This is a genomic window from Lacibacter luteus, assembly GCF_004118265.1.
Lineage (GTDB): Bacteria > Bacteroidota > Bacteroidia > Chitinophagales > Chitinophagaceae > Lacibacter > Lacibacter luteus.
Genome location: NZ_SDHW01000006.1, coordinates 26,665 through 46,688, shown reverse-complemented (window position 1 = coordinate 46,688; position 20,024 = coordinate 26,665). Strand labels below are relative to the sequence as shown.

Here is a 20,024-nt window from a genome sequence, read left to right as displayed (position 1 = left end):
ACAAAAAGTACCTTTTGCTGACTAATTTTATTATACGTGAAACGAATTGCCAGTTTTATTGCCATATGTTTTATTGGGGCCTGTTCCCATTCTAAACAAATACAAATCCAGCAAACGATCTTTTCATCAAAAGAAGATGAAGCCATTTTTACTGATGTGCAACGTGCAACATTTCAGTATTTCTGGGATGGTGCTGAGCCGACAAGCGGGTTGGCAAGAGAACGTTTTCATGCAGATAATGTGTATCCGCAAAACGATAAACATGTTGTAACAAGCGGCGGTGCAGGTTTTGGCGTTATGGCCATACTTGTTGGTATTGAACGGGGTTTTATTACAAGAGATGAAGGAAGACAACGTTTGGAAAAAATTGTTCAGTTTTTAGAAACAGCCGATCGCTTTCATGGTGCATGGCCGCATTGGTGGAATGGTGAAACAGGAAAAGTAAAACCTTTCAGCCGTTACGATGATGGTGGCGATCTTGTGGAATCTTCGTTTATGATACAAGGCCTGCTTTGTGTACGGCAATATTTCCAAACAGGATCTTCAACAGAAAAAGCATTGGCAACACGTATCGATAAACTCTGGAAAGAAGTGGAGTTCGATTGGTATCGCAATGGAAAGAACGCATTGTATTGGCACTGGAGCCCCAACCATGCATGGCGAATGAATTTTGCAGTGGATGGTTACAACGAATGTTTAATTATGTATGTGCTGGCAGCATCATCGCCTACACATGGGGTGCCTGCAGAAGTGTATCATGAAGGATGGGCGAAGAACGGCAAGATCAATGAACTGCCTGCAGGTTACGACGGTATTCAACTAACAATGAATCATCACAACAAAGAAGGAGCTGCAGGTCCTTTGTTCTGGGCGCATTATTCGTATCTCGGTCTCGATCCACGTGGATTAAAAGATAAGTATGCCGATTACTGGCAACACAATGTTGGGCATGCAATGATCCATTATCGCTGGTGTGTAAATAATCCGAAAGGTTATAAAGGTTATGGTGCAGACAGCTGGGGTTTAACATCGAGCTATTCGGTGAAAGGATATGCTGGCCATGCGCCAAGCAAAGAAAATGATCTTGGTGTTATCTCTCCAACAGCAGCATTATCATCGTTCCCTTACACACCTAAGGAATCGATGGCTGCTATGAAAAACTGGTACAGTAATAAAAAAGATAAACTGTTTGGCGTGTATGGTTTTTATGATGCCTTCAGCGAAACAGCCAATTGGTATCTGCCGCATTATCTTGCAATTGATCAGGGTCCCATTGTTGTAATGATGGAAAACTACCGAAGCGGATTGCTTTGGAATTTGTTTATGAGTTGCCCCGAAATAAAAGATGGCTTAAAGAAACTCGGATTTGAAAGTCCGCATATAAAAAAATAAAACAAACAACGTAGGAGTTCATTATTTGTTAATGCTGTAACGAACATTACGCAGCTAATTTTGCCGCATGTTGTATTGCACTGAACAAATGGCCTGCTTAATAAAATGATGAAGCATTTAAGTTTAGCAATCGGGTTATTGTTTGTGTTCTTTGCAAAAGCACAAACGCAGGATTTAAGTCTGTACCAAAAACAATGGTTTATACAGTATGGCGATACATTGCCGTATCGCATTTTGTTACCGGAAAACTATGATGCAACTAAAACCTATCCACTCGTTTTGTTTTTACACGGAAGAGGAGAGAGTGGTAACGATAACGAGAAACAATTAATGCATGGTGCCAAACTGTTTTTGCAGGACAGCATCCGTAAAAAATATCCGGCCATTGTTGTGTTTCCGCAATGTTCGGCAACAAGTTACTGGAGTAATGTGCAGGCTGTAACAAGCGACAGCAAAACAGGTAAACGTAGTTTTTATTTTGTACCCGATGGAGAACCCACAACACAATTACGTTTAGTAATGAGTTTACTCGATAACCTGCAGGTACGTTACCGCATTCAGAAAAAGCAGGTATATGTAATGGGTTTATCGATGGGTGGTATGGGTACGTTTGAACTGGTACGACGTAAACCCAACCTCTTTGCAGCAGCAGTACCTATTTGCGGTGGTGCAAATCCTGCAACGGCAGCACAACTGGTAAAAACAAAATGGTGGGTGTTTCATGGTGGAAAAGATGATGTGGTGTTGCCTGCGTTTTCGCAAAAAATGGTAGAGGCATTAAAGCAACAAAAAGCATCGGTGAAGTTTACATTTTATCCGGATGCCAATCATAACAGCTGGGATGCCGCATTTGCAGAACCGCAACTTCTGCAGTGGTTGTTTCAGCAACGCAAACAATAATCATTCAATAAAGAAACGATCAAGTGAAACGCTTTAGTTACAGTCTTTGTCTTTTATTCTGCTTATCCTGTACAGCAACAAAACAATCAACAAAAAAAACAAACTTTGCTGCCAACCCTGTGGTGGCACATCGTGGTGCATTTAAGTTGAACCTGCTGCCCGAAAATTCCATTGCTTCGTTGAAGGAAGCTATCCGGTTAAAATGCACCGGATCGGAATTTGATATTCGCATGACGGCCGATGATTCACTCATCATCAACCACGATCCGCATTTTAATAAACTGGAAATTGAAAAAGTTACATATGCAGCGTTGATGCAGTTTAAACTTTCAAATGGCGAATCCTTGCCAACATTGCAGCAATACCTTGAGGCCGGATTAACCAACAATACAACTACACGTTTGATCCTTGAAATAAAACCTTCAGGCATCAGTAAAGAAAGAGGCAAACGCATTGCCGAAAAAGTTGTGCAGCTGGTAAAACGCCTGCATGCTGAACCGATGGCCGTGTACATCAGTTTCGATTACGATATTCTGCTCAAGATCCGTGAGCTGGATGCAACAGCCATTCTGCAATACCTCGAAGGCAATAAATCGCCTGCGCAGGTAAAGGCCGATAAGATCGATGGCATCGATTATCATTACTCTTTTTTTCAAAAGAACCCGCAATGGATCAGCGAAGCAAAGCAAAACGGTATTGCATTAAATGCATGGACGGTGAACGACAGTACCACGATAAGCTGGTTGCTGAAAGAAGGCTTCGACTATATTACAACCAATGAGCCGGAGTTGTTGTTTCGGCTGCTGAAGAAATAAGCAACTGTTGTGCGTATAATTTTACCGGTCGTTTTGCAGAAAGCGACCGGTTTTTATTTCTAACACTTCTTTTCCAAAATCTGCCCTTACTTTGCAGCCATCAATGAAAATTCTCGACTGGTACATATTAAAGTCGTTTTTAAAGACGTTCTTTTTCCTGCTCCTCATCTTCTCGATGATTACCCTGGCTATTGATGCAAGCGAAAAGAGCGAAGATTTTGTGCGGAGCGGATTAACCTTCAGCGAAATTGTTACCAAGTATTACTATGGTTTTTTACCGCACATCATCGCTTTACTGTTCCCTGTATTTGTATTGATAGCGGTGGTGTTCTTTACTTCGAAGCTTGCATTACGCAGCGAAATAGTTGCCATGCTCAGTGTAGGTATGAGTCTGAACCGCATTCTCCGTCCTTATTGGGTAGGCGGTATTTTTCTTGCATTAATGCTGGGGCTTGCCAATCACTATCTTATTCCTGTTGCCAACATCATCCGTACCAATTTCGAAAACAAGTATGTTGATATGGGCAATATTGCCAAACAGCAGCGGCAGTATCTCAACAATATTCATTTCCGGGTTGATACATACACGTATGCCGGCATGCGTAATTACGATACCACTACCAAGATCGGCAATGGCTTTTTTCTTGAGAAGGTAAAAAACAATCAGGTGTTTTACAATCTCCGTTCCGAATCCATTTTGTGGGATACGGCCAAGAAACAATGGAAGCTGGAGAATGCAGTTGAACGAAAGATCAACGGGCTTGATGAAGAAATTAAAACATTAGCCAACTACTATCTTAAAATGGGTTATTTGCCCAGCGATATTTCGGAAGATGATTTTAAGAAAGATAAACTGAAAACACCTGCATTAACCCGCTTTATTAAACAGGAACAGATTCGTGGATCGGAAGGTGTAAATGCAATTAAGTTTGAGCGCTATCGCAGGGATGCAAGTGCTGTTTCCGTAATTGTAATGACGATGATTGCCGCTATTCTCGCCTGTCGTAAAATAAGAGGCGGCAGTGGCTTTCACCTGGCACTGGCATTTATTATTGGTGTAACATTCATTGTTGTCGATAAATTCTCAATGGTGTTTTCTACAAAAGGCAACCTTCCCCCAATGATAGCGGCCTGGATACCGAACGTTATTTTTGCGGTTATCGCCTGGCGCCTCTACAAACGGGCACCTAAATAGCGTTCGTTTCAACGCAAGTTTTTTCGCTGCTGTAAATTGCTATGAAACTGCTTATTGGTTAACTTTGACGGATTCGCAAGTAAATACGCTTACAAACGATTATTTCAATATAAACAAACTTAAACAGTAAACAGGGATATGAAATAACCATTCTGGAGTTCATTTTGCAGCAACCCGGATCGATTGGTTCTTAGCCGGGCATTGCAGAAGGTTTGGTTATACATGTGTTCCATTAAAACCACAACGAATACACACATGAAAGAACGGTTTAAAGAGAAGGCGGATGCGGCGAGTGCCGAAATAAAGAATATACTGAAGGAACACGGAAACAAAGTAGCTGGCGAAGTAACACTTTCACAAATCTATCAGGGTATGCGTGGTATTACCGGTTTGGTTACCGAAACATCTTTGCTCGATTCGCAGGAGGGTATTCGTTTTCGTGGTTACTCAATTCCTGAATTACAACAAAAGCTTCCCAAGTTCCCTGATGGTGGCGAGCAGCCTTTACCCGAAGGTTTGTTTTACCTGATGCTTACCGGCGATTTACCCGATGCTGAAATGGCAGAATCGGTTACCGACAACTGGATGCGTCGCAGCCATGTACCGAATCATGTGTTTGATGCTATCGATGCATTGCCCTTGCATACACACCCGATGACGATGTTTGTGGTGGGTGTAATGGCCTTACAAACCGAAAGCACATTTGCTAAACAATACGGCGAAGGCATTAATAAAAAAGATTACTGGGATCCGGTTTATGATGATGCAATGACGTTGATTGCACGTTTGCCACGTGTTGCTGCATACATCTACCGCAGAAAATATAAAAACAACGAACATATTCATCCGAATGGTTTGCTCGACTGGTCGGGTAACCTTGCACATATGCTCGGTTACGAAGACAAAGGTTTTATGGAACTGATGCGTTTGTACATGACCATTCATGCCGATCATGAAGGTGGTAATGTATCGGCACATACAACACACCTTGTTGGTTCTGCATTGAGCGATCCTTATTTAGCGTATGCCGCAGGCATGAATGGTTTGGCTGGTCCGTTACACGGTTTAGCTAACCAGGAAGTAATTAAGTGGATCTTCGAAATGCAGGAAGCTTTGGGTACCGATGCGCCTGACAAAGTACAGATCGCAGACTACGTAAAGAAAACATTGGAAGAAGGTAAAGTGGTGCCGGGTTATGGTCATGCGGTATTACGCAAAACCGATCCACGCTTTACCGCACAAATGGAGTTTGGTAAAAAGCATATGCCCGATGATAAACTGGTGAACACCGTTTGGAATATTTATGAAGTGGTGCCACCGATCTTGCAATCACTCGGTAAAGTAAAAAATCCGTGGCCGAATGTTGATTCGCACAGTGGTGCATTACTGGTTCACTACGGTATGGTGGAATATGAATATTACACGGTCTTATTTGCTGTAAGCCGTGCATTAGGTGTAATGGCGAGCTTGATCTGGGACAGAGCATTGGGCTTCCCGTTAGAGCGTCCAAAATCAGTAACAACTAAATTGGTGAAACAGTGGCTCGACGGAAAGGATAATATCTGGGGCGATTAATTTCACTTGATAAAATAAGTAAAGCCGCTTCGTACGAAGCGGCTTTTTTGTTGATGTTCCTGTCATCCCGAAGAATGAGGGATCTGTACATCTTTCGTACAAATGCCGATAGATTCTTCGTACATCAGGATGACAGTTCTGTTATACTTTTTTTTTCTTTGCATTAATCATCGAAATCTTCAACCGCTTTGCTTCTTCCTGCCAGTTAGCTGCAGTAAGTAGTACTTCTTCAATTTGTTTGGTTTGAATTTCTTTTTTGCTGCGGATGATGACAGATGCTACCATTACCCGTTTGCCTTGTTCCAGTTGTGGTAATACATCAACCAGATCTTTACCACGGCATAAACCAAGATCAATCCCGTCCTTTACTTCGTTGAGGTAACAGAACATGCCATGATAATGATAGAAGGGGATTTTAAAGCTGAGTTTTTCCTGCACATGCGGAATCAATGTGAGAATCATTTCACGAAGCTGTTCTGCAATTGCTCTTTTTTCATCGGGCAGGCTTTCGATGTATTCATCAACGAGGCGGTTCATGAGTTAATTTAGCGATCATCTTTAATGATAAATGTAGTATCTTCTCTCAGACAATACTTGCCAACTAAATACCAAGTCAGCAAATCACCAAAAGTCATATCCATGGGTTGTCTTTCTGACTCAGAAAATAGTTGAAGTTTATCCAGATTTATTTTGCCGAAGGTTAAGATTTTTATTGCCCAAAGCAAAAGTGAAATCGGAATTGAGACGAGTGTTATCAATGCAGATGTAGATCCAAACAATTCGCCTTCAGAAAGGAAGTGTTTGGAGTAGTCAAAACCAGATGAATTAAGATTATATGTAATGATAAATTTTTCAAGTAATTCATAATTATCATCTCCTGCACAACCTAAGTCTCTATCTATTTTTGTTTTTAGTGAGGGTACTTTAACCCCAATTTCATTTTCTAAAAAAGTCTTTACTTCTAGGTATGAATGTCGTAATGTTTTAAAGTCACAGTAAATTATCGTATTAGTAGAAATCATGTGTTACAAAAATTGTAAAATTTACAGTCTGCTCAGTTTAATCATTTTTTGAACAACAGCTTTTGTTTTTTTCAACTCTTCCTGCTGTTGAAGTATAAAACTGTTTTCTTTCAGCTTACCCGTAACAGCTTCCAGTTCGGCTTCTGTTTCGTACATCATTTTGCGGAAGAGGCTGCTGTAATCTTTTTCTCTTGATGAGGCAATGCCTTCCACCATCCATATTTTGGTAGCAAGATAACTTTGCAGATAACTGCTGTATGTTTCTTTTGTGAGTTTTGTTGTGCCGGTTAATTCAAACAAACAGCTTAATGCATGCTGTAATTTTTGTTGTGGATATTGTTTTGCCTGTGCTGCATAAAATGCATGTACCGCATCCCAGCTTTTTATTTTGCCTGCAACAATTTTCTGTTTCAGCTGATTCAATTCTGCTACAGGAATTAACTGTCCGCCCACATTCACCCATTCGCTGCGTTTTTGTTTCTTGGGCAATTGTGAAAACAACTCATCGGCTGTTTTATAGTTTACTGTTGCTGCAAACTGTAACAGTTGTTCAACTGCGTAGTAAATGATCAGCTCTTTAAATGCATGATAACTTTTTGAAGTCTTCAGCACTACAATTTTTCGTTTGCTGTTTTCAAAAATGCCTGCAGGAATTTCTACCGTATCAATATTCTCTGTCAATGCTTTCTTGCCTGCATATTGTTCCATCAGTTGCAACGCATGCATTACTTCGTTCATGCTGTCGGGTGCAAAAAAATCGTATTCGAGATGTTGTGTTTTGTCGGTGCGTTTATCACGGTCAATATATTTCCATGCGTTGCGTGCAAGTGCATACATGTTGTACATAAACCAATAGCCGGGCATTACAACCAATTGATCGTTGGCTGTGTCGTTACTCACCAATGAAAACGGAAAAGGAATATTCAGTTCTGCAGGATAATCACCTTTTGCTAATAAGGTATAAGAAGCAAAGCGTGAGTTGTGTTTAATGCTTACACACAAGCCCGGCCAGAAACCACGGCCGGCAATCATTTCACCATCGGCACTGCGACTGTTGTGATTACTGCCCAGCGTTGCACCTGCAGCAATATTGCTTTGTCCCATTACGGTTGCTGCACACAAGAACGAGTTGTTATGATGTTGTTCATGCGCCGGAAAGATGAGTGAGTTCAAAACTTCGCAGCAGGAGATGGTTGCATTGTTGCCGAGATAAGAGTTGATGAGCCGTGCACCATATTTCAACTGCGAATGCGATGCCATGTAAAAACGTACGGCTTTTACACCATAGAAAATACGGCAACCTTCGCCAATAATTCCGTTCACCAGTTCGCAACCTTCACCAATCTGTGAGCTTGCTTGTGGCGATGAATTGATGGTAAGGTTTTTCAGTTTGTTGGCGCCTTTCAAATAAGCATCACTACCTATCCATACATCCTTGATGATATCGCAGCTTTTAATCACTGTACGATCACCCACTTTACCATAGTAGCCACGCAGCTTATCAAACTTATTTTCGGTGAATTCTTTCAACTTCTCTTGCAGTTGCTCATTATCCCTGTTGCGGCTCCACAGCCAGGCATCGCCGGGCAACATCCCATTGAAGGGAATGATTTTTCGACCTGCATTTTCATTGCACACTTCCAGCCAGATGCGGATCTTTTCTTCTTCGCCCTGCTTTAAAATACCATTACCAAACTTGGCATAGTTGGTAGTGCCCATTTCATGCACATTGGTAATGATCACTTCGTTGCCAATGATGTAATGGGAGAGATAATGCACATTGTCGATGACAACATTGTCGCCAAAATCGCAACTGATGATGGTGCTGTTATATAAACCCACCTGCAACTTCACCGAATGAAACTCGAGATAGTAAGGCTCCAGTTTACCAATACGCACCAAGCCAAAAAACTTACAGTTCTTTACCAACTCCGGATTGAATGCATCTGATACCAGTATATTATTCCAGTTGTCGGAAGTATTACGGTTACGCACCAGCACTTCAATTTCAAGTGCTGAGAGTTTACGGTAGTTAATACCGCTGCGGTTTTGTTTATTGCGCAGGTAGTACTCATCTTTTCCCTTTGGCAGAAACTGCTTCGGAATAAAATCGTAACCAATGCCGGAGATAGGTTGTTTATTGATGGGATTCATTTCCAGTTTTTAGTTTGTGGTTTGTAGTTTATGGTTATTTAGGTTCAATTAATCTGAATAAATGCAGTTTGTTCATGTTATGCAGAGTAGTTACATAACTATAAACAAAAAACTACAAACCATAAACTTCATTAAACTATTCCACCGTTACACTCTTTGCAAGATTTCTCGGTTTGTCAACATCAAAACCTTTGGCTACACCAATATAGTAGGAGAGCAGTTGTAACGGAATTACACTCAGCATTGGTGCCACAATTTCATCGGCTTCGGGTACAAACATAATATCGTTACTCATGGTTGGAATCACTTCATCATTGTCTGTAACCACTGCAATTACCTGTCCCTTGCGTGCTTTAATTTCCTGGATATTGCTCACTACTTTTTCGTAGTACGCATCTTTTGTTGCAACAAAGACAACAGGTAGTTTTTCATCAACCAATGCAATTGGTCCATGCTTCATTTCTGCAGCAGGATAACCTTCTGCATGGATGTAGGAGATCTCTTTCAGCTTCAGTGCTCCTTCCAATGCTACAGGGAAATTATAACCACGGCCAAGGTATAAGAAGTCGCTTGCATCTTTATACTTCAAGCCAATTGCTTTTACATCTTCTGCTTTTTCAAGTAAGGTTTTTACTTTTTCCGGTACTGCATGCAGTTCGTTTAACAAATGCATGTAACGGTCGTGTGTAATGGTGCCTTTTTCAATAGCGATCTTTAAGGCCACCATTGTTAATACTGCCAACTGTGCCGTGAATGCTTTTGTACTGGCTACACCAATTTCAGGTCCCGCATGTGTGTATGCACCTGCATGTGATAAACGTGCAATGGAACTACCCACTACATTCACTACACCAAAAATAAATGCACCTTGTTCTTTTGCTTTATCAATGGCAACAATGGTATCGGCTGTTTCGCCACTTTGCGAAATAGCAACAATTACATCGCCTTTGTTGATAACAGGATTACGGTAACGGAACTCCGATGCATACTCCACTTCAACAGGAATACGGCAGAGCTCTTCAAAAATGTATTCAGCAACTAATCCTGCATGCCAGCTGGTACCACAGGCGATCATTACTATGCGTTGTGCATTTTTCAGCTGTTCAATATTATTCTCCACACCGGCCATTGTAATACGACCGTTTTGTGCATCTAAACGACCACGCAAACAATCTTCAATGGTATGTGGTTGCTCGTTGATCTCTTTGATCATAAAATGATCGTAACCGCCTTTCTCAATAGCCGCAAGCTCCAGATCGAGCTTTTGAATGTACGGGGTGATCTTTTCATTACCGAGATTTTTAAGGATCAGTTCATCGGCTTTTACAATGGCCAGTTCGTAATCGTTTACATACACTACTTCTTTTGTGTATTCAATAATTGGTGAAGCATCGCTGGCAAGAAAATGTTCGTTCTTACCAATACCAATCACCAACGGACTGCCTTTACGTGCTGCAATAATGGTATCTGGATTGTCTTCATCAATCAGCAGAATAACATAAGCCCCAACAACACGGCGTAATGCAATACGCACTGCTTCTTCGAGCGAGCATTCGTTATTTGTTTTGATGTCTTCAATAAAATTGAGGAGTACTTCTGTATCGGTATCGCTTTTAAAGCTGTAACCTTTTTTCAGCAATTCATTTTTAATGGATACATAGTTTTCAATGATGCCGTTGTGGATCATTGCCAGTTTACCACTTTTCGATTGATGAGGGTGCGCATTACGGTCGCTGGGTTCGCCATGTGTAGCCCAACGAGTATGGCCAATACCGATGTGGGATTGTAAATTTTTTCCAATTGCTTCTTCTTCGAGTTGCGCAACCTTGCCTTTCTTTTTATAAACCTTTAAACCTTGGTTCAGCAAGGCCACACCGGCACTGTCGTAGCCCCGGTATTCCAGTCGTTTCAATCCTTTTAATACAATAGGATAGGCTTCCTTTGACCCTATATAGCCAACGATTCCACACATGATAATCAGTAGTTTGTTTAATGCAAAGATGCAAAAATATCAATATGGAAGGGGGATAAATTTCCTAAAGGATAAAGCAGCTTTTTACAGCTTTCACATTTCTTTATTAATCGAATAAGCGGTTGCTGCATCATATACGTGAAGAAAGGTAACAATTGAGGCGTTTGGTTGATCTGCTAAAAAGAAAGGATCATGAACAACAACATTCACATTGCCGCTACACTCGACAGTCCGGAACTGTTAGAAAACCTTGTTGAACAACTGGCTTACCGCCGTTACGATCTTGGCTTTGGTTTACAGCGTGTACCCGTCGACAGCGAAGCGTTGGAAACATCTTCTTCCACTATTTATCTCAGCGGAACAATTTTACTTAACAATGAAACAGAACAGTTCAATGTTCCGTTTATCACCAGCTTTTTGTTTACCTGTGTAAAAGGTACAGATGGTATTTATAAACTGGCCTGGAGTACATCATTATCATAAAAAAATGCCCCGCATAAGCGGGGCATTTTTTTATCAATTATTCTTTTTGCGGAAGGGCCACCATTTTTTCTTTGTAGTATCGGCGGCTTTTTGATTTTTATCGGTAGTTGTTTCTTTCTTCGGATCCTGTTTTTTATCGTCCTGTTTTTTTGCTTCCTGCAATACTTTGTTTTCTTCGTTTATCTGCGATTCCGGTCCGAGTGTTGGGTCGGGCGTTAATTGCAGATCGTTATAATCGGATGATGTGCCATTGCCTGCATCAGGATTTTCAGCATCAGGTTCGTTACGGTATTTGTCTGCAAAATTTTCAAAGTCCATAAAGGTTTCCACCTTCATACTTTCAGGTTGTACAAATTTTGCATCTCTTGAAATGGCCAATGTTCTATCGCTTTGTACACGATCCATAAAGTAACCCCAGATGGGTAATGCAGTACGGTTACCTTCGCCCACCATTTTCAGGAAAGGATCATCGCAACCAACCCAACCGCCTGCCAGTAACTGTGGCGTATAACCGATAAACCAGGTATCGGTATTATCATTCGTCGTTCCTGTTTTACCTGCAATCTCTCCGGTTAAACCCATTCCACGTAAACGACGACCTGTACCGATGTCGATTACACCCTGCATCATTTTTACCATTGTAAATGCAGCCGATTCGCTTAACACCACTTTTTGTTCGGGTGCGTACGATTGTAAGATGTTGCCATTACGATCTTCAATACGTGTAATAAAGATGGGTTGCGTGGTCATACCGTTTGTTGGAAACATGGTATAGGCCTGCATCATTTCAAACACGCTTATTTCGGCAGCACCTAATGCAATAGACGGATAAGGAGGCATTTCGCTTTTGATACCTGTGCTTTTTGCAAAGGTGATCACAGGTTTTACTCCAAACTGATTCATTAAATAGGCAGCACCGGGGTTTTTTGAAAAAGCCAGACAGATAGCCATTGGACCGCCGCTGCCGGTAATAATTTTTCCGCCAAGATTGATTGGCCCACTTGGTAACGGAGTTTCAGGTGTAAAACCATTTTCAACAGCATACGCATACAGGATGGGTTTAAAGGTTGAACCTACCTGGCGTTTGGTGTTTGGATTAACGTGATCGTATTTAAAGTTTTTAAAGTTTACACCGCCAACCCATGCTTTTACTTCACCTGTAAACGGATCCATTGCCATAAAACCTGTTTGAATGATCATACGGTGATAGCGAATGGAATCAAACGGCGTCATGGTGGTATCTGTTTCACGCTTGGCGTTCCATGCAAACACTTTCATTTTTGTTTTTGTTTCGAAAGCTTTGCGAATTTCATCTTCACTTGAACCGGCCTGTTCCATTTTTCGCCAACGATCGCTTTCTTTCATGGCACGCTCCAGTATTTTTTCGTGCCCTTTCCAGATGCTGTTGGTTTTGATCCATGGCAGTGTCCAGTAGTTTTTTTGCAGTGCACTCATATGCTTCGATACTGCTTCTTCGGCATACAGCTGCATACGTGGATTGATGGTGGTGTAAATTTTTAAACCATCTCTGTAAATATTGTAGTTATCGCCGTTTGGCTTGGTATGTTCTTTTGCCCACTTCTTCATAAAGTCCCGCAATACATCACGGAAGTAGGGAGCAAGGCCTGTACTTTCATCGAGCTTTTTATATTTTAAGTTGATGGGTTTGCTTTTGAGCGATTCGCCATCAGTTTCCGAAACAAATTTGTTCCGCACCATATCGTTGATAACCGCATTCCGTTTTTGCATAGCACGTGGTGGAAATAAACGGGGATTGTATGCGTAAGGTGCATTCACCATACCAATCAGCAATGCAGCTTCATCAACTGTAACCAATGCCGGTTCTTTCTGAAAAAATGTTTTGGATGCGTTGCGGATGCCAAACACATTATCGCTGTACTCAACAGTATTAAGATAAAGTGCAACAATTTCATCTTTGGTAAAATTGCGTTCCAGTTTAACAGCAATGATCCATTCCTGAATTTTTTGAAACAGTCGACGCACTTTATTTTTTGCACGGCCGCCAAACAGGTTTAAAGCCAGCTGTTGCGTAATGGTACTGCCACCACCATCGCTGCCGAGTTTTACAACTGCTCTTGCCAACGAACGGCCATCGATACCGGAGTGATCGTAAAAACGTTCATCTTCGGCAGCAATCAATGCTTTAACAATGTTGGGCGAAATATCTTTGTATTCAACATTGGTGCGGTCTTCGAGGTAAAACTTACCCATCATGGTTCCATCAGAAGCAATCACCTCACTTGCAAGTGAAGCCGAAGGATTTTCGAGTTCTTCCAGCGAAGGCATTTTACCTAATAAACCAAAGTTGGCTCCAACTACAATTACCACAAACAAGCCAATGCAGATAAAAAATGCACGCCAGAGGTATTTGATGGGTGTACGCATAATCAAATTTTAAAAACTGAATTATTGCAAATTCAGTACCAGACAAATCTATAACAATTAAGGGAGTGCTGCTGTCGTAAAAAACCTAAAATTTATCCTTGATGTGCTGCCGCAGGAAGAGCTTATATTCTTCCATACTCTTTCTCGTTTTTAATATTTCGAGGTTACGTTCAGATATAACGATGAAATTATATTTCGCCTCGGCTAACCAGGGAATGATCTGACGGGCACCTTTTTTCCACTCGTCCATATAACCCATTGCAATGGTAACATCGGAGAACATACCCATTTCCATCCAGAAGGTTTCTTTATCTGTATCGTTCACTTTCAATCCGATTGTTTCACCGCCATGCGAAGAATTGTTGTATCGCTGAAATGCATTTTTTGCTTCGCTGATGTAAACAGGATCTACCTGGTCGAAATAGATCAACACCGTATATGGTTCGTTTGAATTATAGATGTATGCCGTTTCAACTTTAACTTCCTTGATCGGTTTTAACGTAGTGGTATCTTTTGCCGGTTTGGGAGCAATGGTAATTTTTCCGGCATTATTGCGATCTGTTTTTTCAACTTCGGTTTTTTGTACCGGAGCTGCAGGGCGGGTAATGTTGGCGTTGTTTTGCGTTGGCTGATTGCCGGTTGCTATTTTATTATCCTGTTGCTTTTTATCCTGTACAATTTTGTTTACAGTTGGGCCTTCATCAAACGGAATAACAACACTGTCTTCTGTTTGGCGAACAATATTTGTACGGGTAAGATAGTCTTCGATCTCAGCTCTGCGGCTTACCACATCTTTCATGATCGCTGCTTTTTCGGCCATTGGCGAACCGGGGAAATTGCGTTCGAGGTTTGTAAGCGTTACAATGGCAACACTGTCGTTTTTTTGTTTGATGTGATACAACGATTCGATATAAAGTAACTGCGGCGTCCAGTAAGAACTGCCATAAATAGAGTCGGCAAGTTTTTTCTGTTGTACTGCTTCATCGAACTTACCTGAAATAAACAGATCGTAAATGTTTTCGTATGCAATTGTCTTTTGATCTTTACCGGGCTTAACAGGATTGTTGGCAGCGGTTATTTTCTGCACAGGATCGCCATTGGGATATTTCTTTTTCAATTCCTGTTGATAGAAGGCTGCCCGTTGTTTATCGCCCAGCTTATTGTAGCAATAAAATAATTCAAACAACACTTCTTCTTCTTTTTCGTAATTGCCGAAACGTTTCCACAGTTCTTCAAACACAGCCGCAGCCTGCGCATAATCTTCCAGCTGATTTTTATAAATCTGCCCTTGTTCAAACAACGACTCTGCAATTTTTTTGTTTGATGCAAGCAGCTGTTCTTCGGTAAGCGGTAAACGTTTCTTTAAACCTTCAACACTTAATTCATCTGCCGGAATATTGTTGGGGTCAACACTGTTCTCATCGCCGGGTTTTACATCGGCTTGCGGATTATTAGCAGCAAAACTTGTTGTTGCATCAACAGCACTTTGTCTGCGCCAGTTATCAACGTTCGGACGGTTACCCCATTTTGCTTTGAATTCATTAAAACCCTTTGCTTTCTGCGAAGCATTGTAAAAATACCAGCTGTTACCACTGCCGGTGCTTGTAAATAAAGGAGCACTTGCATCTTGCTGATTGCCGGTAAACACTGCAGGGGTATAGGCAACTTCTTCTTTAAGTCCTCTTTCTTTACGCAGCTTTCTTGCAAGCGAACGCAGATAGCTGTCCATTTCTTTCTCCGGCATTTTCGCTACAGTTTGTAAACTGTCTTGTTGTTTTACCACCGTAATTAATTGTACCAACTGTTTCAACAGTTGCTGTTTGGTTTGCAGTTGATCTGCTTTATCAACAAGAGAAGGATCGCTCATGTTTACACTGTCGAGCGATGAAGAGGCAAGAACATAATCTCTGCGATGATATGCCAGCTCCGATAACTTTACAAATGCCTGGTTTTTTACCGATGGGTTTTCTGTTTGATAGGTTACACTACGTTTCAGCAGATTCATAGCCTGTGCAGTATCGCCTTTTTGCAAGGCTGCACCAGCAGCAGCATAGAACAAAACATCTTCATACCCATCAAACCTTTCTTTCTTCGATAATTTTAAAAGGTCGGCCAATGTTTCATCCATTGTTACAGCTTCACCTTCCTTCTTTACTAATTGTGCTTCGTAAATGCGTGCATGGATGTACAATACCGGATCGGTTGTATGCGATTTTGATTTGTTGAAATATTCCGATGCAAGGCCGGGCTGGTTTGTTTTTGCATACAGCTGTGCCAGCAAATACTCCCAACGGGCCAATTCTGTTTTATCAGTTGCTTCGGTTAATGCGTTCTTTAAATAATGAGCTGTACTATCCCATTGCTCCTGCTTATAAAAGGAGTAAGCCTGAATTTCGTTTAACTGACCATGCAAACGTTTTGGAAAAGTAGGGTCTTTTTTAAGCAGGTTCACCAGGCTGTATGTTTCCGGAAAGAGATTGTCTTCGGCATAGGTTCGTGCAAGCCAGATCAATGCATCGTTACGGCTCGGAGCTTTCGTAAAAGCACGGTGCAGTAAGCTGTTGTTTTCTTTGGTAGCAATATTGAGATCACCTTTTGTAGAGCGGTCGTTTGCACCAACTACAATAATGTATTCATCTTTTCCTTTCGGGAAAAAGTTATAGTTAATGAACTGGAAAATGCGGTAAGCCGAATCGTATTTCTGCCAGTAGAAATAACTTTTGCCGATGAGCAGGTACATATCATCGATATAGCTGTTGCGCAGATCGTGTAAAACAATACCGGCTGTTGCTTTATAAATTACCGAATCCAGTTCGGCCGAATCTGCTGCTGTAATATTGGTTGAATAATTGTAAAAGGGGAGCAGCTGGGTATAATCGTCCCGATGACTTGCTTTAGCTCTCTCGAGAATAGCATTTATTTTATTGGTAGCGTTATAGTAAAAATTGTAGTGCGTTACCGTGCTTTGGTAAATTTTACGAGGTAGTGTAAACTTCTTATCATCGGTTTTTTCCGAACCCAGTATTTTGTTTTCGTACTTTTTGGGTTTAACCAGCGGTAGTGTAAAATCGGGTTGTGCCGATGCGGTGAAACAGCCCAGCAGGAAAAAGATGAAGAACAGTCGGAATTTTGGTACAAGAATTGGCTGCATGCAGGCGTTTACTCGTTTTTCTTAATAACTCAATACGGTCAAAAATATTTTAATTCGGGGTAAAATAGGGAAGAAATTCTTTTTTTACCCTTGGTAAACAGTAAATTTAGCCCTCATTTACGCTATGGCAAAACGAATTGATGCAGAAAGTACGTTGAAAAGGTTACGTAACCGCTACCGCCTGGTGGTGATGAATGATGATACCTACGAGGAAGTGGTGACGTTTAAGTTATCCCGATTAAGCGTTTATATTACTCTTAGCACCATTTTTGTGTTGTTAGTGGGGCTTACGGTGGCGCTTATTACGTTTACCAACCTCAAATATTATTTACCGGGGTATGGTTCGCAAAGCCAGCGTAAGGAATTGATCTTTTATAAAACAAAAATCGATTCGTTGGAAAAATCGATGTTGTATAAAGATCAGTATCTTGAAAACCTGAAAAAGGTTTTGTCGGGCGATGTGAAGACAAATGTGTTAGATACCGCTACCTTAAAAATACCTGAAGTAGAACGATCGACACAATAAAAACCAACGCATATGTTCAACAGTAAATCCAGTTCCTCAGAAAAAGAGTTCACTACAGGAGTAGCCACCATTGTGGCGCAGGGCACCGAAATTAAAGGCAACATCAACAGTAAAGGCGATATTCGTGTTGATGGTGTATTGGTGGGCAACCTCACCACTTCTTCTAAAGTATTAGTTGGTCCTTCGGGCAAAATTACCGGCGATGTAATTGCACAACAGGCCGATGTATTAGGAGCAATTACGGGTACTATTAAAGTTACCGAGCTGTTATACCTCAAAGGCAGCTGCCAGATCAACGGTAATATTTATGCCGGACAGTTACAGGTAGATGCTACTGCTTCGTTTAACGGCGAATGCCATATGGGTGCTGAAGCTGTATCGAAAGCTCCATTGGCAAGCGTGGTTGATATTGCGAAAGAACAGGTAAATGCCGCAGCAAACGACCAATAAAGATCCCAAAAAATATAAAAGCACTTCGGCTTACCTGCTGGAGTATTCAGGTTTAGCCATTCAGTTAATGGCTGCACTGGGCATAGCTGTTTTTCTTGGATTGAAAACAGATGGTTGGCTGAACATGAATTTTCATTTATTTGCATTTGTGTTGCCTGTGCTGGTAATTACGGGATTACTGGTAAAGGTGGTTAAAGACACATCGAAGAAGAAATGAATGCACAAACCAATAAACTTTACCTGCCCTTACTTGCTTTTTTTGCTGTACTCAACTGCTTTTTCCTGTTGGGGAAAAATCTGCTGTTAAAATATGGCATCAACCAGGATGTGTTGATCGTTGGTAACCTGCTGGTTTTTTTTGTTACCATTGTTTCTTTATTCTTTCACATAAAAGGTTTTCGAAACAACAATGCACAGGTGTTTTTGCGTGGAGTATATGCGTCGCTCATGATCAAAATGATTGTGGTTGCAGCAGCGGTGTTGATCTATGCATCAACTGCTGCCAAACTCAACCGGCCTGCGGTATATATTTCGATGGGTTTATATTTTATCTATTCCTTTATTGAAGTGCGGACCATCTTCCGCCTGATGAAACAGCGAAAAAGCGAATGAGCAAAAAGGAAGTTCCCTTACATGCATTATCGGCTTATGTGCCGGAAGGCTCGCTTGAACCTGTGCTGGAATACCTGCATCAGTACAAAATTCATTTAACCATTACAAGGGAACGTAACAGTATACTCGGCGATTACCGCCATGCAATCCATCAAAAGAATCACCGCATCAGTGTAAACGGCAATCTTAACAAGTATGCTTTTCTTGTTACGTTGCTGCATGAAATTGCACACCTGCTTGCTTTTGAATTTTATGGTAACCGCATTGCAGCGCATGGTAAAGAATGGAAACATGAATACGGAAAAATTCTTGCACAGTTTTTATTGAAGAAGATTTTTCCTTCCGATATTGAAAAAGCATTGATGAAATCGCTGCAGAACCCATCGGCTACCAGTTGCGGCGAAGAACATTTGATGCGTGTGCTGCGGAACTATGATGTACGCAAAGACGGTGTGGTGCTGGTGGAAGAATTGCAACACGATCAATTGTTTAAAACCAAAGACGGACGTATTTTTCAAAAGAAAGAAAAGTTGCGTAAACGACACAAAGCTGTTGATGTGAAGAGTAAGGCTATGTATTTGTTCAGCGGTGTGTATGAGGTGATGTTGGTGATGGAATGAAAGTGATGAATAATGAGTGATGAGTGGGTTTCGTCTAACACACGTCTGATGAATAATAGTATCAGCTGCTATTTATAATTGCAGATTAACTTTCCCGATCACTTTATATTTTGATGAAGAAAGAATAGAAGATTCAGTTGCATTTTGTTTGATGACAACCTGAGGCATTTGATAAGATGCATGAATAAAATAAAGTTCTCGGTTATTGTGATAGATAAACCCTGTATGAAAATCGAGGCCAACAATGTATAATCCGTTTTCTGATTGAAGCAGTTCGTTTATAAATGCCGGCATTACAGTGTTGCTAAAACGTTTTATGCTGTTTCTGTTGCAGATTGATTTGATCATTTCTTCACTTGGAACCTGCGCAAGCTTCACCCGGTTGATGTGTAGCCCTGCATCCCGTAATACTGTTGTAACAAAATAGCCACAGGCAATTGAGCCTTTTTGCGGCTCTTGTGTATTGCCATAAAAATTCCACTTCGTTCCGTACCAGAATGGAATAATCGAATCGACAATAAAGCGACCGTATATGATTTCGAAGCTATCCGAATCAATACTTTTTTGTTTGAAAGATTTCGCAGCAGAAAGTACAGTCAGGTAGTCTTTCTTTTCTTCTTTTTGTTTCTTAACTGTAACAGGAGTAAGCTGTATTCCTTTTTGTTCTCTGCCTTGAGCGCAGGAAATCAAAAGCATTAATAAGAAGGGAAGCGTTCTGTACATAAAAAAAGGATGCAATTACATCCTCTTT

At 41.1% G+C, this 20,024-nt stretch carries 18 protein-coding genes; 11 read left to right on the top strand and 7 right to left on the bottom strand.

All coding sequences use genetic code 11. From position 1 onward, the window contains the following. Positions 1-36: 36 nt before the first annotated feature. The 5 genes from ESA94_RS16865 (at position 37) to ESA94_RS16845 (ending at position 5,877) form a co-directional block, all read left to right on the top strand. Entirely contained in the window at positions 37-1,392 is a 1,356-nt protein-coding gene (locus ESA94_RS16865; protein WP_262708036.1) for a glucoamylase family protein, read from the top strand. Between the two features lie 105 nt (positions 1,393-1,497). Further along, a complete protein-coding gene (locus ESA94_RS16860) occupies positions 1,498-2,292 on the top strand; it encodes a carboxylesterase family protein (RefSeq protein ID WP_129132118.1) in 795 nt (264 codons plus the stop codon). Between the two features lie 23 nt (positions 2,293-2,315). Next, complete coding sequence (locus tag ESA94_RS16855; protein WP_129132117.1) at positions 2,316-3,107, top strand: glycerophosphodiester phosphodiesterase; 792 nt, start codon at positions 2,316-2,318, stop codon at positions 3,105-3,107. A 103-nt stretch (positions 3,108-3,210) separates the two neighbouring features. After that, positions 3,211-4,302 (top strand): LptF/LptG family permease, encoded by a 1,092-nt coding sequence (locus ESA94_RS16850; RefSeq protein WP_129132116.1) that lies wholly within the window; start codon positions 3,211-3,213, stop codon positions 4,300-4,302. A gap of 255 nt (positions 4,303-4,557) precedes the next feature. Next, positions 4,558-5,877, top strand: coding sequence for a citrate (Si)-synthase, eukaryotic (locus ESA94_RS16845; protein ID WP_129132115.1), 1,320 nt, complete (start codon positions 4,558-4,560; stop codon positions 5,875-5,877). A 141-nt stretch (positions 5,878-6,018) separates the two neighbouring features. Here ESA94_RS16845 and ESA94_RS16840 read toward each other — a convergent pair whose 3' ends face one another. The 4 genes from ESA94_RS16840 to glmS all read right to left on the bottom strand — a co-directional run bounded on the left by ESA94_RS16840 (position 6,019) and on the right by glmS (position 11,025). Beyond that, a complete protein-coding gene (locus ESA94_RS16840) occupies positions 6,019-6,414 on the bottom strand; it encodes a DUF1801 domain-containing protein (RefSeq protein ID WP_129132114.1) in 396 nt (131 codons plus the stop codon). 8 nt (positions 6,415-6,422) lie between these two features. Next, positions 6,423-6,899, bottom strand: a complete 477-nt coding sequence (locus ESA94_RS16835) for a DUF1493 family protein (RefSeq protein ID WP_129132113.1) — start codon at positions 6,897-6,899, stop codon at positions 6,423-6,425. A gap of 21 nt (positions 6,900-6,920) precedes the next feature. Beyond that, on the bottom strand, positions 6,921-9,053 hold the full coding sequence (locus tag ESA94_RS16830) for a DUF4954 family protein (RefSeq protein ID WP_129132112.1): 2,133 nt from the start codon (positions 9,051-9,053) through the stop codon (positions 6,921-6,923). 136 nt (positions 9,054-9,189) lie between these two features. Beyond that, entirely contained in the window at positions 9,190-11,025 is a 1,836-nt protein-coding gene (gene glmS / locus ESA94_RS16825; RefSeq protein ID WP_129132111.1) for a glutamine--fructose-6-phosphate transaminase (isomerizing), read from the bottom strand. A gap of 192 nt (positions 11,026-11,217) precedes the next feature. On the opposite strand from glmS, the gene ESA94_RS16820 reads away from it, so the two are divergent. After that, entirely contained in the window at positions 11,218-11,508 is a 291-nt protein-coding gene (locus tag ESA94_RS16820) for a hypothetical protein (protein ID WP_129132110.1), read from the top strand. A 33-nt stretch (positions 11,509-11,541) separates the two neighbouring features. On the opposite strand, the gene ESA94_RS16815 is transcribed toward ESA94_RS16820, so the two are convergent. Continuing rightward, on the bottom strand, positions 11,542-13,914 hold the full coding sequence (locus ESA94_RS16815; RefSeq protein ID WP_129132109.1) for a transglycosylase domain-containing protein: 2,373 nt from the start codon (positions 13,912-13,914) through the stop codon (positions 11,542-11,544). An 85-nt stretch (positions 13,915-13,999) separates the two neighbouring features. Beyond that, positions 14,000-17,065, bottom strand: a complete 3,066-nt coding sequence (porW, locus tag ESA94_RS16810) for a type IX secretion system periplasmic lipoprotein PorW/SprE (protein ID WP_129132108.1) — start codon at positions 17,063-17,065, stop codon at positions 14,000-14,002. 124 nt (positions 17,066-17,189) lie between these two features. Here porW and ESA94_RS16805 point away from each other — a divergent pair, with 124 nt between their 5' ends. Genes ESA94_RS16805 through ESA94_RS16785 form a run of 5 tightly spaced genes read left to right on the top strand, consistent with a single transcriptional unit; the run spans position 17,190 to position 19,273 of the window. Further along, a complete protein-coding gene (locus ESA94_RS16805) occupies positions 17,190-17,591 on the top strand; it encodes a hypothetical protein (RefSeq protein WP_129132107.1) in 402 nt (133 codons plus the stop codon). Positions 17,592-17,603: 12 nt separating this feature from the next. Next, positions 17,604-18,041: a bactofilin family protein gene (locus tag ESA94_RS16800; protein WP_129132106.1), complete on the top strand. Its 438-nt coding sequence runs from the start codon at positions 17,604-17,606 to the stop codon at positions 18,039-18,041. Then, positions 18,019-18,258 carry a hypothetical protein gene (locus ESA94_RS16795; RefSeq protein ID WP_129132105.1) on the top strand — a complete coding sequence of 80 codons (240 nt, stop codon included), beginning with the start codon at positions 18,019-18,021 and terminating at the stop codon, positions 18,256-18,258. The genes ESA94_RS16800 and ESA94_RS16795 overlap by 23 nt, the downstream gene beginning before the upstream one ends. Beyond that, positions 18,255-18,653: a hypothetical protein gene (locus ESA94_RS16790; protein WP_129132104.1), complete on the top strand. Its 399-nt coding sequence runs from the start codon at positions 18,255-18,257 to the stop codon at positions 18,651-18,653. Before ESA94_RS16795 ends, ESA94_RS16790 begins: the two co-directional genes overlap by 4 nt. Beyond that, a complete protein-coding gene (locus tag ESA94_RS16785) occupies positions 18,650-19,273 on the top strand; it encodes a SprT-like domain-containing protein (RefSeq protein ID WP_129132103.1) in 624 nt (207 codons plus the stop codon). Before ESA94_RS16790 ends, ESA94_RS16785 begins: the two co-directional genes overlap by 4 nt. Before the next feature lie 72 nt (positions 19,274-19,345). Here ESA94_RS16785 and ESA94_RS16780 read toward each other — a convergent pair whose 3' ends face one another. Continuing rightward, entirely contained in the window at positions 19,346-19,996 is a 651-nt protein-coding gene (locus tag ESA94_RS16780; protein WP_129132102.1) for a hypothetical protein, read from the bottom strand. Positions 19,997-20,024 lie beyond the last annotated feature (28 nt).

What these genes read in the sequence shown, in the direction of transcription:
- ESA94_RS16860 (WP_129132118.1), top strand. Translation starts at nt 1,498, where the DNA reads ATGATGAAGCATTTAAGTTTAGCAATCGGGTTATTGTTTGTGTTCTTT.
- ESA94_RS16850 (WP_129132116.1), top strand. Translation starts at nt 3,211, where the DNA reads ATGAAAATTCTCGACTGGTACATATTAAAGTCGTTTTTAAAGACGTTC.
- ESA94_RS16845 (WP_129132115.1), top strand. Translation starts at nt 4,558, where the DNA reads ATGAAAGAACGGTTTAAAGAGAAGGCGGATGCGGCGAGTGCCGAAATA.
- ESA94_RS16840 (WP_129132114.1), bottom strand. Translation starts at nt 6,414, where the DNA reads ATGAACCGCCTCGTTGATGAATACATCGAAAGCCTGCCCGATGAAAAA.
- ESA94_RS16835 (WP_129132113.1), bottom strand. Translation starts at nt 6,899, where the DNA reads ATGATTTCTACTAATACGATAATTTACTGTGACTTTAAAACATTACGA.
- ESA94_RS16830 (WP_129132112.1), bottom strand. Translation starts at nt 9,053, where the DNA reads ATGAATCCCATCAATAAACAACCTATCTCCGGCATTGGTTACGATTTT.
- glmS (WP_129132111.1), bottom strand. Translation starts at nt 11,025, where the DNA reads ATGTGTGGAATCGTTGGCTATATAGGGTCAAAGGAAGCCTATCCTATT.
- ESA94_RS16820 (WP_129132110.1), top strand. Translation starts at nt 11,218, where the DNA reads ATGAACAACAACATTCACATTGCCGCTACACTCGACAGTCCGGAACTG.
- ESA94_RS16815 (WP_129132109.1), bottom strand. Translation starts at nt 13,914, where the DNA reads ATGCGTACACCCATCAAATACCTCTGGCGTGCATTTTTTATCTGCATT.
- porW (WP_129132108.1), bottom strand. Translation starts at nt 17,065, where the DNA reads ATGCAGCCAATTCTTGTACCAAAATTCCGACTGTTCTTCATCTTTTTC.
- ESA94_RS16805 (WP_129132107.1), top strand. Translation starts at nt 17,190, where the DNA reads ATGGCAAAACGAATTGATGCAGAAAGTACGTTGAAAAGGTTACGTAAC.
- ESA94_RS16800 (WP_129132106.1), top strand. Translation starts at nt 17,604, where the DNA reads ATGTTCAACAGTAAATCCAGTTCCTCAGAAAAAGAGTTCACTACAGGA.
- ESA94_RS16795 (WP_129132105.1), top strand. Translation starts at nt 18,019, where the DNA reads ATGCCGCAGCAAACGACCAATAAAGATCCCAAAAAATATAAAAGCACT.
- ESA94_RS16790 (WP_129132104.1), top strand. Translation starts at nt 18,255, where the DNA reads ATGAATGCACAAACCAATAAACTTTACCTGCCCTTACTTGCTTTTTTT.
- ESA94_RS16785 (WP_129132103.1), top strand. Translation starts at nt 18,650, where the DNA reads ATGAGCAAAAAGGAAGTTCCCTTACATGCATTATCGGCTTATGTGCCG.
- ESA94_RS16780 (WP_129132102.1), bottom strand. Translation starts at nt 19,996, where the DNA reads ATGTACAGAACGCTTCCCTTCTTATTAATGCTTTTGATTTCCTGCGCT.